Below are 14525 nucleotides of genomic sequence, written 5' to 3' on the forward strand. Positions count from 1 at the left end.
TGGAGTGGCGTTCATTTTCGTACAGCATACGCTTTAGCCGCGAGCAATCCAATGACGAAAGCGGCCGGGGCCATGCATATTGAACCTAGATTATGGCAACTTACGCGTGGCGTGCGTGGTCGGATAGCACTTGGCACCTTGCTTGGCCTTACCGGCGTGGCGCTGGGCATTTTAAGGCTGGCCCTCCTGGGCTGGATGATCGGCCAGGCCTTTGCCGGCAAGCCCTTCCTCGACCTTTTGTCGACCGCTGCTGCCATCGTCAGCTTAATTTTCGCGCGCGCGTTATTCGAGCACTGGAGAACGATGACCGCCCACCGGACGGCCGCGATCGTGCAGGCGAAGCTGCGCCGGCAGATTTTCGACAAGGTCATGGAGCTTGGCCCAGGGGGAAGCGGCCGGGTCAGGTCCGGGACGCTGACGCTCTCGCTTATCGACGGCGTGGACCGCCTCGAAACCTATTTTGGCCAGTTCCTGCCGCAGTTCCTGATCTCCCTGCTGACACCGGCTATCATCTTCATCGGCATGGCCTTTGTCGATTTGCCGGTTGCCTTCGTCATGCTGGGCTTCTCCCTTCTGGCTCTCCTCGCACCTGCTCTCTGGCACAAGGCGGATACGCGAAACGCGCTGGCTTTGATGGATAGCCATGGGCGGTTTGCCTCCGAGTTCCTCGATGCCATCCAGGGGTTGGTTACCCTCAAGGCATTCGGCCAGAGCACAGCCAGGGCCGAACAGCTGGAGCGCCATTCCAGGGAGCTCTACAAGACGACGATGCGTGTCGTCGCTACCAACGTCGCAGCCCGGGGTATCACCGACAGTGCGATCGCCTGCGGCGCCGCAGCGGCCCTGGCGCTAGGTGCCTGGAGGGTAGGAGAGGGGAGCATGAGCCTTGCCGCGCTCCTCATCATACTCATGCTGGGCGTTGAGGTCTTCCGTCCGATGCGCGAACTTCGCACCGTACTCCACCAGGGCATGATCGGTCTTTCGGCCGCCCAGGGCATCTTCGCTCTCCTCGATCTGCGAGCACCGATCGTCGAGAGTCCCGAGGATGGAGGCCTCCCTACGAGTCTCGAGCCCTCAGTGCACTTCCAAGATGTCCGCTTTTGCTATCCGGGCACACGACGCGTCATCCACGAGAAACTCGACTTCAAGGTGGCACCGGGCGAGCGGGTCGGGCTTGTCGGGCCGTCCGGCGGTGGCAAGTCTTCCATCGTCCGGTTGCTCTTGCGCCTCTACGACCCGGATGGCGGGGCCGTGCTCGTCGGTGGCAAGGACCTCCGAACCCTGCCGCGTGCGGAATTCCGTCGTATGGTGGCGGTCGTCAACCAGGACACATTCCTCTTCCATGGTACGTTACGTGACAATCTCCTCCTTGGCCGACCGCTTGCGAGCGATGCCGAGATCGAGGCCGCCACGCGGGCCGCCAACATCCATGACTTTATCACCTCGCTGCCTCAAGGCTACGCGACGCAGATCGGCGAGCGGGGCGTAAAGCTCTCCGGCGGCCAGCGCCAGCGGTTGGCCATCGCCCGTGCCATCCTGCGAGATGCGCCTATCCTCGTGTTGGACGAGGCCCTCTCGGCGGTCGACGGGCAGAACGAGGCGGTGATTCAGGAAGCATTGGACCGGCTGATGCGCGGCCGCACCGTGCTCGTCCTGGCGCACCGGCTCTCCAGTGTCATCGGGTGCGATCGCATTCTCGTCCTTAAGGATGGTCGTGTCCGCGAGGAAGGCGATCACGCGACGTTGATGCGGCGTGGCGGCATCTATGCCGGGCTGATGGCCCAACAAGCTCAAGAGGCGATCCAGACCCAGCCATTGGCGCCCCTGACGCCACCGGACATGATGCGGCCCGAGGCCGGTCGAACGGCGTCCACCCCAGCGCTCACCGAAGGGATCATCAAGGCCCAGGCCCTGGGCTGGCCGCAGCTCGTCATCGCCCTGATGCGTCTCGTCCTTCCCTGGAAAGGGCGGGTTCTCGCGACCTTTGTCCTGGGCGTCACCCGCGTTCTAGCCTTCATCGGCGTCGGCGTGCTCTCGGCCTTCACCATTCTGGCACTCAAGAATGGCCAGCCTTATGCGGGCCTGCTCTGGGCCCTGGCGGTCGTGGCTCCGCTGTCGGGCGTGCTGCACTGGCTGGAATCCTGGATCGCACACGACATGGCGTTTCGCCTGCTGGCCGAGATGCGACTTGCCGTGTTCCGAAAGCTCGATGCGCTCGCGCCTGGCTATCTCATGCGCCGGCGGACCGGCGATCTCATGTCGCTGGTTACGAACGATGTTGAACTGGTCGAGTATTTCTTCGCCCATACGGTGGCCCCGGCCTTCGTCGCTCTTCTCATGCCAACCTTGGTTCTTGCCGTGCTAGGCTGGGCCAGCCCTTGGTTGGCCCTTGTTCTTCTGCCCTTTCTGCTGGTGGCCGGCCTGTCGCCGCTTTGGGGCCGTCGCCGCATCGACAGGCTGGGCAGTCTGGCGCGCGAAGCTGGCGGCGAACTCGCCTCGTTCGCTGTCGATTCGATCCAGGGCATGAGCGAGCTGATAGCGTTTCAGCGGGAGACAGCCCGGGCATCCGAGCTCGATGAACTTACGCGGCACCATATCGCCTTGCGGCTACCTTTCTTTGCCGAACTCTCGCGCCAGCAAGTCTTTCTCGAGGCACTAACTGGTCTGGGTGGGCTGGCGATCGTGCTGGTAGGCGCGCAGCTTGCCGCGACGGGCAGCCTCCAGGCCGGCTGGCTGCCACTTCTAACCCTTCTGGCCATGGCGGCCTTCCTGCCGATCGCCGAGATCGCCCAGGTTGGACGCCAGTTGGCCGACACCCTGGGTGCCACCCGGCGGCTCTTCGGGCTGGAATCCGAGCCCGTCATTATCCAGGACGGCCCGGGCGTCCCGTCGCCGCTGGACCATGCGATCTTGCTCAAAGGAGTCAGCTTTTCCTATCCGGGCCAGCATCATCCCGCCCTCGACGGCATCGATCTTTCCCTTCCTGCCGGGCGGACGACCGCTCTGGTCGGCATGTCGGGTGCCGGCAAGTCGACCCTGGCCCAGTTGCTCCTGCGCTTTTTCGACCCAGCAGAAGGCCAGCTGTCGATAGGGGGGCACGACCTGCGCGCCTACGGCCTGAATGCCCTTCGCCGCCGTATCGCTTTCGTCGCCCAGGACACTTATCTCTTCAACGATACTTTAAGGGCCAACGTGATGATGGCCCGGCCGGAAGCCAGTGCAGCCGATCTGGCGACAGCCGTGCGCTTGGCCGCTCTCGATGAGCTTGTGGCGATGTTGCCGGAAGGTCTGGAGACGGTGGTCGGAGAACGCGGGGCCGCGCTTTCCGGTGGCCAGCGCCAGCGCGTAGCGATCGCCCGCGCGTTCCTCAAGGACGCGCCGATCTTGATCCTGGACGAGGCCACCTCGCATCTTGATACTGAGAATGAGAAGGCCATTCGCCAAGCGCTCGACGCGTTGAAGGCTGATCGTACCACCATTGTCATCGCGCACCGCTTGGCGACCGTACGCGACGCCGACCTCATTGTCGTCATGGACCAGGGCCGCGTCGTCGAGCAGGGCCGACACGCGGACCTTTTGTCCCAAGGCGGCCTCTATGCCCGCCTGGTGGCAAGCCAACTTTCGGCGGGCCGGAAGGAGGCGGCATAGCACGGCCGGCATGGGGGCTGCCTGAGCGGCTCGGCCTGTTGCGCCAGCTCTGGCCCAGATGACACCAGCTCCGCCTGGCCGAATATGATTCGGCTCGGATGTGCCGCCTTTGGCGGTCAAGCCAGGCTCGCGGATATCCTTCCCTGATCTCTAGAGCCCGACTTTTTCAGCCTTCTCAGGTGTTATGCAGGCGAACGTATCGCCCGCACCCCCGCCATAAGGGCGAAAGCTGATCACATGAACGGGGCGGCGGCCGTAGAGAGCGCATGCTCCCTGGGCGGCTTGAAGTTTGGCGCCTTCATCGGTAAATACGCTCGACTGCATGGTCAGTCCGTCCGAAGTCACGGAGGTGATCTCCGATGTCGTGCAGCCTGCGATGCTGATTGCCAGGGCCGTAAGGCCAATGGGCTTCTTCATATGGTGATCCTGCCAGCCAAGTAGAGCAGCGATCACCTTATTCTCGAAGAGTTTATATTGGATTAACGCGTTCGGTCGATCCTGCTCTCGAGACGGTGTCGAAAGAGGAGGCCGCCCCTGTTCGCGGAAACAGAGCCATCAACGATCTCCTCGAGCGCCGCTGGGCGCGGCCTTACGCCCTGCAAGCGATCCAGCAACCCCGCCAACCTCGGTCAGATTGCGCATTCGTCGCTTGGCGTCGGGGCTTTCGATATGACGATCGGGCTCGATCAGCCCGCCGGCCGGAGCGGAGTCACTGGCCAGCCTCGTCACGTGCCTCATGTAGCGCGTGCCAGACGAAACCGGCCTTCATCGCCAAGCCCCGCGAAAACGCTCAGCCGGCGATGAATTCCGCGGCGCGCTCGGCCACCATGATTGTCGGCGCGTTCGTGTTGCCGGATACCATTCGGGGGAAGATGCTCGCATCGGCGACGCGGAGCCCTTCCAGCCCGTGGACCTTCAATTGCGGATCGACCACCGCCAGCGAATCGACACCCATGCGGCAGGTGCTCGTCGGGTGATAGAGGGTCGTGCAATGGCTGCGGATGTAGAGGTCAATCTCAGCGTCGCTCTTCGCCTCGGCGCAGGGCGTGATCTCGTGCGCGATGACCTCGGCCAAGGGCGATTGCGCGGCGATCCGCCGATTGAGGCGCACGCCTGCGATCATGGTCTGGATGTCATAGCCACTCGGGTCTGAAACGAAATAGCCTGGATCGAGAAGCGGAGTGTCGAGGGGATCGGCCGATCTCAGGCGCAGCGAGCCCTGGCTCTTTGGACGTTGCAGCGTCGCATGCATGGTAAAGCCCGGCCCGGCGGCCAGATAGCGGGCGTGGTCCCGATGGCCCGAGACCACGCCATAGAGCTGAAGATCCGGTTCGGTCGCATCTGGACCGCTGCGCGCGAAACCGCCGGCGGCGACCCAGGGTGAAGTAAGGGGGCCGGCGCGTTTGTTCTGCCATTCCGTGAACGCCAAGCTCAGCTCATCGCCGGTCATGGCGCCGATTCCCGCTTTTTCCTTGAGGGCATAGGTGATCGGAATGTTGATATGGTCCTGCAGGGTCTTGCCGACGCCCGGCAAGTCGTGGACCGGCTTTACCCCGACGGCTTCGAGTTCCTCTGCGGGTCCTATGCCGGAGAGGAGCAGCAACTGGGCCGAGCCGATGCTGCCCGCCGAAAGGACGATCTCGTCCGCCTCGATCGTTTCGGGTTGTCCCTTGTCCAGGAGCACGACGCCCCGAACGCGCCCGTTCTCGACGGAGATCCGGGTGATGCGGACGCCTGTCCGCAGCGTCAGGTTGGGGCGATCCAGGACCGGTCGAAGAAAGGCCTTGCCAGTGCCGAACCGTTCGCCGTCCTTGACCGTCAGCTGAAACCAGCCGACGCCTTCCTGCGAGGGACCGTTGAAGTCCGCATTGTCCGGAAGACCGGCGGCGATCGCCGCTTGATGCCAGAGCCGTTCGTAAGGATCGACGAACGGCACGTCCGATATGAACAACGGACCGCCCGTTCCGTGCAGCGGCGATCCGGCCAGGCGGTCATTATGCTCAGAGCGCAGAAATACGGGCAGGACCTCGGCCCAGCTCCAGCCGGGACAGCCTTGGGCGGCCCAGCCGTCATAGTCCGAGGGCAGGCCGCGAATATAGATCATCGCGTTCAAGGCGCCGGAGCCACCCACCATCTTGCCGCGCGGCCAGAAGATGCGCCGATGGCGGCAGCCCGGCTGCGCCTCGGTGTGGTAGCCCCAGTCGGCCCCGGTATTGAACATCATGGGCCAGTTGGCCGGGATGTCGGAATCGAGCGGTGCCGCGCGTCCGGCCTCGAGCAGCAGCACGCGACGGGCGGGATCGGCCGAGAGCCGATTAGCAAGAACGCAGCCGGCACTGCCGGCGCCGACGATGATCGTATCGTAATGCAAGGCAGCCCCCACCCGCTTCGTTGTCGTTCAGCTCGCGGGACCGAAGGCGCCGCGGCGCTCGTCATCGACATAGGCCACGATGATGCTGAGCAGGATGAAGATGGCGAGGCCGCCGAAATAGACGATCGAGCAGGGGAGGCCGAAGAAGAGCGGCGTCGGGCCGCCAAGGAGCCAGTAGACGGGCGGCAACAGCCCAAGAAGCGCGTCCAGCGCGAACCAGATCGAGATGAACGGCGAACGGGGGCGGGTGGCGAAACGAAGCGATGCCATGATGTCGTTCTCCTTCTTCAGGCGCGGCGCGGCTTGAGACCGAGTTCTTCGACGGCGGCGGGTGTGGGTGTCTCGCTGGTGGTCAGGGCGAAGAGCCCCTCCACCCTTTGTTCCTCCTCGCTGGTTTGCGGCAGGAAATAGGCGCAGGCGATGTAGATGGCCGCATTGACGGCTAGGGCCACGACACCCGAGGTCAGACCGGCGGCCCAGCTGATGCTGGTCGGATAGTAATACTGGAGCAGAATAGCCAGGACGAAGCCCACCACGATGCCCAGGATCGCACCCGTCTTGTTGCCGCGCTTCCAGAAGATGCCCAGATATTGCGGCACGGCCAGCTGGATGATGCCCTGGTAGGCAAGGACGGCCAGAAGGAAGAGATGCGGGATCTCGAGGGTCGCCAGCCAGGCCGAGATCAGGGTCACGATCAGCATACCGATTTTGGCGGCGATCACCGACTGCTTATGATCGAGCGGCCTGTAGCTGCCGATCAGATCATTGGCGATCTGTGCCCCTGAGGCCTGGATCGCCCCATCGACATTGCCCATCGTGGCCGCCAGCACGACGACGCCGCCCAAGCCGAGGAGAACGGCGCCACCGGCCATCTCGCAGATCTTGAACCAGAGAGCATCGCCAGCACCGGCCAGGGCGGGCACCGTACTGGCGAGAAGACCGAGAATGACGAGAGCGCCGGCATAGACTAGGGAAAGGGGGGCTCCCAGGGCGGCAGCGCGCTGCACGCTGCGTACACTGTTGGCCGTGTAGAGGCGGATGAAGATCGAGGGCCAGCACCAGCCGCCCAAGGCGCCGGAAAAGATGATGGCGAAGAGATAGAGGGGGCCCAGCTCCGAGCCCAGGCCAGGTGCCTTGAGATGCGCGACATCGATCGCAGCCGTGCTGGCGCCCTGGCTCATGACGAGCCAGAAAACCAAACCCACGATGATGAACGAGCCGCCGATATAGGCGATGATGCCCTGGAACATGTCGGAGATGACGACGCCGCGCATGCCCATGCGGATCGTCCAGAACTGACGGATCGCCATGACGAGGACGCCGGTGATGATCGCGGCCGTAGCACTCATCGTTCCCATCGATAGCGAGGCGAAGAGTTCCCCCAGGCCCTTAAAGCCCAAAATGAGCCAGGGCATGCCCGAGAGGATGCCGACGATGGCGCCGATGAAGGCAAGGCCGCGTGAGTTATAGCGAAGAGCCAGGAGATCCGGCTGTGTCTTGAGGTCGAAAAGCTTGCCCCAAAGCCAGACACGCTCGGCCATCACGTACATGAGCACGACCGTGAGCAGGCTGTAGATCAGCATGTAGAAGGCGATGACGCCGCCGCTGACGGCAAGTCCCGTCAGCGCCAGGAAGATGCCGCCCGGCCACCAGGTGTTGAGGAAGGACATGGCCTGGTAGGCGGGACCGAAGGAACGGCCGGCCACGGCATAATCGGTGAACGATTTGTCGGCGATATGCGCGCGTTGCAGGACGACGATGACCGCGATGCAGAAGATCGCGACGAGGCCGAAAGTAATGATCATCGAGGCGCGGTCCCAGTCTTGGCGGTGGATCGTCGAGGGGCTTGCCAGGGCCTTGCGTGGCCCGTTTTGTGCGTGCAGCTGGAATTAGAGGTTAGGGTGGGGTGAAAGCCCGATGCAAGAAGATTTTATAGCAAAACGGGATCTAATCTGCTGAAATCAACCAAAGAGGCAGATCAAACCGACTTTCGTCCAATGCCCGTAGAGCAGTCTTGTGCTTCTGGAAGCTTTATTAGGCTCGAAGCGATCGTGCGTCAGGAAAAAATCATGATAATGCTTGCTCTTTAAAGTATCGTCCGGCTAGCGCTGATACATGATGATCGAAAGATAGTTGCATGGCCGCTCGATCAGCGTCTCCGGGCCATGAAGTGCCCCAGCATCGAAGAGCAGCGTATCGCCCTGGCGCATGTGATAGCTCTTGCCGCCATGGCGGTAGATGAGTTCGCCGGAGAGCATATAGATCAATTCCATGCCCGCATGCTGGAACGAGACATAGGCCTCTGCCTCTTCCTTGAGGGTGATCAGATAGGGCTCGACGATGACGTCACTGCTCGAGACGTGGCCCAGGAGTTCGTAGAGATGGCCGATCTTGGTGCCGCGCCGCTCGATCGGCACACCCTGGCCCGCCTTGACGAAGCTGCAGTCGCGCCGCTCCTCGAAGCTGCTGAACAGAGCCGTGATCGGCACAGAGAGCGCGACCGCCAGCATCTGCAGCGTCGCTAGCGAGGGCGAGATCTGCCCGTTCTCGATTTTGGAGAGCATGCCGCTCGAGATGCCGGCCGCCGTGGCAAGCTCGTTGACCGTCATGTCGTGGCGCCGCCGCAACTGGCGGATTTCATGGCCAAGCGCCTGTTCCAATGGGCGCTCGACGATGGCGGGCGCGCCTGAGCCCGTCGTCAAGTCTGGCGCCGACGGCGGCGCGGATCGTTCCAAGCTCATCTCCTTCACGCGAAGGCACAACGGCGAAGAGTAGATCAATGTTTCCCTGGAAGAAACATATATTCTTCCTAATTGACGGAGATGCCTTGTCTGCCTAGGGTGCCTCCCGTCGCTCCAGGGAGTGCGCAGCCATGTGCGGAATTGTCGGTCTGTTCTTGAAGGGCAAAAGGCTCGAGAGCGAACTTGGCGCTCTGGTCGCTGCGATGCTCGAGACGATGTCGGAGCGTGGGCCCGACAGCGCGGGCTTTGCCGTCTTTGGCGAGGGCGAGGATGGTCGTGTCAAGCTGACGCTTCGTCTGGTCGACGTCGATGCCGACAGCGTCCTTGCCGATGCGGCTGGAGTCCTGGGCTGCGGTGTATGCGGCCAGATGCGCGAGACCCACCTCGTCCTTTCCATTCCGGCCGAGGAGGAGGTCAAAGCGCGCTTCTGGGCGGAGGGGCGGCCCGATCTGGTCTTGGTGGGCGTTGGCAATCGCATGGAGCTTTACAAGGAGGTAGGAGCCCCCGCCGACGTAGCGCGGCGCTTTGGTCTGCAGGCGATGAGCGGCACGCATGCGATCGGCCATACACGTATGGCGACCGAATCGGCCGTAACGACTGCCGGCGCCCATCCCTTTTCGACCGGCAAGGACCAGTGCCTGGTCCATAATGGCTCGCTCTCGAACCATAATGACCTGCGCCGTCGGCTGCGCCGGGGCGGCATGCGTTTTGAAACCGAAAATGACTCGGAAGTCGCCGCCGCCTACCTGACCTCGCGCATGGCTGGAGGTCTAAGCCTTGGTCAGGCGCTCGAGGCGGGGCTGGGTGAGCTGGATGGCTTCTACACCTTCGTCTGCGGCACGGCAGGCGGCTTTGCCGTGTTGCGCGATCCCATTTCCTGCAAGCCCGCGGTGATGGCCGAGACGGACGATTATGTGGCGTTCGGCTCCGAATATCGCGCGCTGGTGCCTCTGCCCGACATCGAGTCGGCGCGAGTCTTCGAGCCCGAGCCCGCCCATGTCTATGCCTGGGAGCGTCATTGATGCCGGAAGTTGATCTGCGGCAGCAGACGGTGCGCGATCTGAACGAGGCGCTGCACCGGTTGAGCCGCCAGACGAACGAGACGGATTGGCAGGTGCTGCATCCCAACGGCCAGCACAGCCTGGCCGTCGGTATCGATGCGCCGGTCACGGTCCGAATCAAGGGACATGTCGGCTATTATTGCGCCGGCATGAACAAGGACGCCACCGTTATCATCGATGGCAATGCCGGCGTCGGCTGTGCCGAGAACATGATGTCGGGTCGCGTGCACGTCAAAGGTGATGTTAGCCAGGCGGCCGGTGCCACGGCGCAGGGAGGGCTGCTCATCGTCGATGGCAATGCCTCGGCCCGCTGCGGGATCTCGATGAAGGGTGCCGATATCGTCGTGAAGGGTAATATCGGCCCGATGAGCGCCTTCATGGCGCAGGCGGGCAATCTCGTCGTCCTGGGCGATGCCGGCGAGGCTTTGGGCGATTCGCTCTACGAGACACGCATCTTCGTGCGTGGCGCGGTCAAGAGCCTGGGTGCCGACTGCGTCGAGAAGCCTATGGGCGAGGAGGAAAAGGCCATTCTGAGCCAGGTTTTGGAGCTGGCTGGAATTGCCGACGATGTCCGGCCCGAGGCGTTTCGCTTCTACGGGTCCGCCCGACGCCTCTATCATTTCAACGTCGATCACGCCGAGGAATACTGAGCCGTCATGTCCAGGACATTGCCCCGATTCTCGGCCACCTTCGATCCCTACACGATCTCGCAGATCCAGCGCGCGGCCGCCACCGGCATCTATGATATCCGCGGTGCCGGCGCCAAGCGGAAGTTGCCGCATTTCGACGATCTGCTCTTTCTCGGGGCCTCGATCTCGCGCTATCCCCTTGAGGGTTATCGCGAGAAATGCGGGACCAACGTTGTCCTGGGCGCGCGGTTCGCAAAGAAGCCAATCGAGCTCAAGATCCCGATCACCCTGGCCGGCATGAGCTTTGGCGCGCTTTCAGCCAATGCCAAGGAAGCGCTGGGCTTGGCCGCTACCGCCATGGGGACCTCGACGACGACGGGCGACGGCGGAATGACATCGGAAGAACGCCAATCCTCCAAGACCCTGGTCTATCAATATCTGCCGTCGCGCTATGGGATGAATCCCGATGATCTGAGGAAGGCTGACGCGATCGAGGTCGTCATCGGCCAAGGCGCCAAACCCGGCGGCGGCGGCATGCTGCTGGGCCAGAAGATTACGCCGCGCGTGGCCCGCATGCGCGTCTTGCCCGAAGGCATCGATCAGCGTTCCGCCTGTCGCCACCCGGACTGGACGGGCCCGGACGATCTCGAGATCAAGATTGGCGAATTGCGCGAGATCACCGACTGGGAAAAGCCGATTTACGTGAAAGTCGGAGCCTCGCGACCTTATTACGACACCGCGCTGGCGGTGAAGTCCGGGGCCGACGTCGTCGTCCTGGACGGCATGCAGGGCGGTACGGCGGCAACCCAGGAGGTGTTTATCGAGAATGTCGGCCTGCCGATCCTGGCGGCGATCCGGCCAGCCGTACAAGCGTTGCAGGACCTGGACATGCATCGCAAGGTCCAACTGATCGTCTCGGGCGGCATCCGTACCGGAGCCGACGTCGCCAAGGCCCTGGCACTCGGCGCTGATGCCGTCGCCATCGGCACCGCGGCGTTGATCGCTCTGGGGGACAACGATCCGCGTCATGCGGCCGAGTATGCCGAGCTCGGCACCGAGCCCGGTGCCTATGACGATTGGCATGAGGGGAATGATCCGGCCGGTATCACGACCCAGCGGCCGGAACTGACGGCTCGTCTCGATCCGGAGACGGCCGGCCGGCGGCTGCGGAATTATCTCTCCGTCTTGACGCTGGAGGCACAGACGATCGCGCGTGCCTGCGGCAAGAGTCATGTACACAATCTTGAGCCGGAGGATCTGGTGGCACTCACGGTCGAGGCGGCGGCAATGGCCGGCGTGCCGCTGGCCGGCACCAACTGGATACCGGGCACGCCTCTGGGCTGAAAGACTCAAGAATCAAAAAGAGAGTCGGCGACGGGCCAGACCATAATCAAGCAATACCGTCCCCTCCAGCACCGAAAGCCAGCCACCATGGTCAATCTTGCAAGAGAGGCTGCCGAGCGCGGCATCAAATATTTCCTGATTTCATTCGTCGATCTGTTCGGGCAACTACGCTCCAAGCTTGTCCCTGCCGCAGCGATCGAAGCCATGGTTGACGAGGGGGCTGGCTTTGCGGGTTTTGCCACTTGGCTCGACATGACGCCGGCCGATCCCGACATGTTCGCCAGGCCCGATCCCGCAAGCCTGATCCAGTTGCCCTGGAAGCCGGAGGTGGGCTGGCTCGCGGCCGATTGCTGGATGAACGACGAGCCCGTGGCGCACGCGCCGCGCACCGTCCTGAAGCGGGTTCTGGCGAGGGCGGCAGCGGATGGCCTTGCCATCAAGAGCGGTGTCGAGTGCGAGTTCTTCCTGATCGATCCCAGCGGCCGCGCGGTCAGCGATCCGAACGACCGGCACGTCAAGCCTTGCTACGACCAACTTTCGTTGATGCGCCGCTACGACGTGATCACGGAAATCTGCGATGCCATGCTGGCGTTGGGTTGGAAGCCTTATCAAAACGACCATGAGGATGCGAACGGCCAGTTCGAGATGAACTGGGCCTTCGACGATGCCCTCGTCACGGCCGATCGCCATGTCTTCTTCAAGTATATGGTGAAGTCGATCGCCGAGAAGCACGGGCTGCGGGCCACGTTCATGCCCAAGCCATTTGCCGACCTCACGGGCAATGGCTGCCATGCCCATGTCTCGGTATGGCGCGGCCAGATCAACGAACTTGAGGAGCCAATCGCTGAACTGGGTCTGGCGCAGAAGGGCTATCATTTCATCGGCGGCCTGATGGCCCACGCCGACGCCGTCTGCGCGCTTACCAACCCGGCCGTCAATTCCTATAAGCGCATCAACGCGCCGCGCACGACCTCCGGAGCGACATGGTCACCCAGTTCCGTGACCTATGCCGGTAATAATCGTACGCACATGATTCGTATTCCGGGCCCGGGTCGATTCGAATTTCGCCTGCCGGACGGGGCTGCCAACCCTTATCTCCTGCAGGCGGCGATCGCCGCGGCCGGTCTCGAGGGCATGGCATCTGCCCGCGACCCCGGGCCGATCTCGACGATCAACATGTATACCGAGGGGCATCTCCTCAAGGACGCGAAGAAGCTGCCCTTGAATCTGCTGGACGCTCTTCGCGCGTTGGAGGCTTCCGAGGCGATGCGCGCCATGCTGGGCGACGCCTTCGTCAACGGCTATGCGAAGCTCAAGCACGAGGAGTGGAACGCCTATAGTCGCCATCTGACCGAATGGGAGCGGGAAACCACGCTGGATTGCTGAGGCTGGCCCCGTTGGCCGAGCGACCGCCCCGCAAGGTCGCGTTTCTGCTCGTGCCCGGCTTCGCGCTCATGTCGTTCGCCTCGGCGATCGAGCCCTTGCGGGCCGCCAATCATTTAAGCGGCAAGGAGCTCTATCGCTGGTTCGCGGTCGTCCCGCGGGGCGACATGGCCGAGCCATCGGTCGGATTCCCGTTCCAGGCCGACGCCACCGTGGGCGATACCGGAGCCGCCCACATGGTGGTCGTCTGCGCCGGCGGCAACCCCGCGAGATTCAAGGATCGGCAAAGCCTCGTCTGGCTGCGGCGTCAGGGCCGGGCCGGCGCCTTGATGGCAGGCGTCTCGGGCGGCTCCTACCTGCTGGCGCGGGCGGGTCTCCTCAACGGTCGTCGCTGCACCATTCACTGGGAGCATCTGGGGGCCTTCCGCGAGGAATTCCCGCATCTCGACATTGCCCGGACGCTTTTCGAGATCGATCGTGATCGCCTCACCTGCGCCGGCGGCACCGCCGCCCTAGACATGATGCACGCGGTGATCGCCCGCGACCATGGCGAGGATCTGGCAGCGGCGGTCCATGCCTGGTTCCTGCAAAGCGAGGTGCGCGGCGGCTCGGACCGCCAGGGCATGCGGCCGGAGGAGCGCTGGGGCGCTCGCAATGCCCATCTCGCAGCCGCCCTGGAGGTTATGGAACAGGACGCGGAGTCCATTCTTTCGATGCCCGATGTGGCGGCCGCGGCTGGAATTTCGGTGCGCCAGCTGGGACGACTCTTTCGCGCTCAGCTGGGCGCAACTTTCAGCACGCATCGACAGGGCCTGAAGCTCGATCGCGCGCGGCGCCTGTTGCGGCAGACGTCGATGCCTATCCTGGCCGTGGCCATCGCTTGTGGCTTTCAAAGCGCCAGCCACTTCAGCCGCGCCTATAAGAAACGTTTCAGGGAAAGCCCCAGCGTGTCGAGGCGAGGCGGCGGAACGCTGCCTGCCGCGCCGGGTTGTCCGTCTTTAAGGAACACGGAGAGCGACATGCCGGACGAGAGAGTATTCAGGAACATCGAGAACCTGACTCGGGAGGAGCACGAGCTCTTCGCCAAACAGGCAGCCCGTGAAGCTACAGATGCCGACAATGCGCGCCTCAAGGACATCCAGGTCATGCTGGATCAATGCTGGGACCTGCTGCGCCAGCGGCGAGCCAAGCGCGATGCCGGCCAGAACCCTGACGAGGCGACGGTTCGATCTTCCAGGACTGTAGAAGGCTACCAGGGATAGCGGCACGGCTCTTTGTCGGCTGACCGGGCGCATTCTGCTGCATAAATATGCACTTGGCCCGCTTTTCATGGCTGGCTGGCGGAGTT

The 14525-nt window shown here is 63.2% G+C and carries 11 protein-coding genes; 6 read left to right on the plus strand and 5 right to left on the minus strand.

Annotated elements, in window-relative coordinates:
• Positions 1–72 precede the first annotated feature (72 nt).
• Positions 73–3648, plus strand: coding sequence for an ABC transporter ATP-binding protein (locus CFB17_RS12910; RefSeq protein ID WP_088562073.1), 3576 nt, complete (start codon positions 73–75; stop codon positions 3646–3648).
• 150 nt (positions 3649–3798) lie between these two features.
• On the opposite strand, the gene CFB17_RS12915 is transcribed toward CFB17_RS12910, so the two are convergent.
• The 5 genes from CFB17_RS12915 to CFB17_RS12940 all read right to left on the minus strand — a co-directional run bounded on the left by CFB17_RS12915 (position 3799) and on the right by CFB17_RS12940 (position 8760).
• Positions 3799–4065, minus strand: coding sequence for a hypothetical protein (locus tag CFB17_RS12915; protein ID WP_088561976.1), 267 nt, complete (start codon positions 4063–4065; stop codon positions 3799–3801).
• Between the two features lie 373 nt (positions 4066–4438).
• Positions 4439–6019 carry a GMC family oxidoreductase gene (locus CFB17_RS12925; protein ID WP_243389879.1) on the minus strand — a complete coding sequence of 527 codons (1581 nt, stop codon included), beginning with the start codon at positions 6017–6019 and terminating at the stop codon, positions 4439–4441.
• Positions 6020–6046: 27 nt separating this feature from the next.
• The gene (locus CFB17_RS12930; protein WP_088561979.1) at positions 6047–6289 is read right to left on the minus strand and encodes a hypothetical protein; all 243 of its coding nucleotides are present in this window, start codon (positions 6287–6289) and stop codon (positions 6047–6049) included.
• A 17-nt stretch (positions 6290–6306) separates the two neighbouring features.
• Positions 6307–7824 carry a sodium:solute symporter family protein gene (locus tag CFB17_RS12935; RefSeq protein ID WP_088561980.1) on the minus strand — a complete coding sequence of 506 codons (1518 nt, stop codon included), beginning with the start codon at positions 7822–7824 and terminating at the stop codon, positions 6307–6309.
• A 297-nt stretch (positions 7825–8121) separates the two neighbouring features.
• Complete coding sequence (locus CFB17_RS12940; RefSeq protein WP_088561981.1) at positions 8122–8760, minus strand: helix-turn-helix domain-containing protein; 639 nt, start codon at positions 8758–8760, stop codon at positions 8122–8124.
• Positions 8761–8891: 131 nt separating this feature from the next.
• On the opposite strand from CFB17_RS12940, the gene CFB17_RS12945 reads away from it, so the two are divergent.
• The 5 genes from CFB17_RS12945 (at position 8892) to CFB17_RS12965 (ending at position 14439) form a co-directional block, all read left to right on the plus strand.
• Complete coding sequence (locus CFB17_RS12945) at positions 8892–9782, plus strand: class II glutamine amidotransferase domain-containing protein (RefSeq protein WP_088561982.1); 891 nt, start codon at positions 8892–8894, stop codon at positions 9780–9782.
• The gene (locus tag CFB17_RS12950) at positions 9782–10471 is read left to right on the plus strand and encodes a protein glxC (protein WP_088561983.1); all 690 of its coding nucleotides are present in this window, start codon (positions 9782–9784) and stop codon (positions 10469–10471) included. The genes CFB17_RS12945 and CFB17_RS12950 overlap by 1 nt, the downstream gene beginning before the upstream one ends.
• Before the next feature lie 6 nt (positions 10472–10477).
• Positions 10478–11794 (plus strand): FMN-binding glutamate synthase family protein, encoded by a 1317-nt coding sequence (locus CFB17_RS12955; protein WP_088561984.1) that lies wholly within the window; start codon positions 10478–10480, stop codon positions 11792–11794.
• Between the two features lie 87 nt (positions 11795–11881).
• Positions 11882–13180: a type III glutamate--ammonia ligase gene (gene glnT, locus CFB17_RS12960; protein WP_088561985.1), complete on the plus strand. Its 1299-nt coding sequence runs from the start codon at positions 11882–11884 to the stop codon at positions 13178–13180.
• A gap of 11 nt (positions 13181–13191) precedes the next feature.
• On the plus strand, positions 13192–14439 hold the full coding sequence (locus tag CFB17_RS12965; protein WP_207762073.1) for a DUF2630 family protein: 1248 nt from the start codon (positions 13192–13194) through the stop codon (positions 14437–14439).
• Positions 14440–14525: the final 86 nt, after the last annotated feature.

This window comes from Arboricoccus pini (assembly GCF_900187945.1).
GTDB lineage: Bacteria > Pseudomonadota > Alphaproteobacteria > Geminicoccales > Geminicoccaceae > Arboricoccus > Arboricoccus pini.

What these genes read in the sequence shown, in the direction of transcription:
- CFB17_RS12955 (WP_088561984.1), top strand. Translation starts at nt 10,478, where the DNA reads ATGTCCAGGACATTGCCCCGATTCTCGGCCACCTTCGATCCCTACACG.
- CFB17_RS12930 (WP_088561979.1), bottom strand. Translation starts at nt 6,289, where the DNA reads ATGGCATCGCTTCGTTTCGCCACCCGCCCCCGTTCGCCGTTCATCTCG.
- CFB17_RS12910 (WP_088562073.1), top strand. Translation starts at nt 73, where the DNA reads ATGCATATTGAACCTAGATTATGGCAACTTACGCGTGGCGTGCGTGGT.
- CFB17_RS12945 (WP_088561982.1), top strand. Translation starts at nt 8,892, where the DNA reads ATGTGCGGAATTGTCGGTCTGTTCTTGAAGGGCAAAAGGCTCGAGAGC.
- CFB17_RS12935 (WP_088561980.1), bottom strand. Translation starts at nt 7,824, where the DNA reads ATGATCATTACTTTCGGCCTCGTCGCGATCTTCTGCATCGCGGTCATC.
- CFB17_RS12915 (WP_088561976.1), bottom strand. Translation starts at nt 4,065, where the DNA reads ATGAAGAAGCCCATTGGCCTTACGGCCCTGGCAATCAGCATCGCAGGC.
- glnT (WP_088561985.1), top strand. Translation starts at nt 11,882, where the DNA reads ATGGTCAATCTTGCAAGAGAGGCTGCCGAGCGCGGCATCAAATATTTC.
- CFB17_RS12950 (WP_088561983.1), top strand. Translation starts at nt 9,782, where the DNA reads ATGCCGGAAGTTGATCTGCGGCAGCAGACGGTGCGCGATCTGAACGAG.
- CFB17_RS12940 (WP_088561981.1), bottom strand. Translation starts at nt 8,760, where the DNA reads ATGAGCTTGGAACGATCCGCGCCGCCGTCGGCGCCAGACTTGACGACG.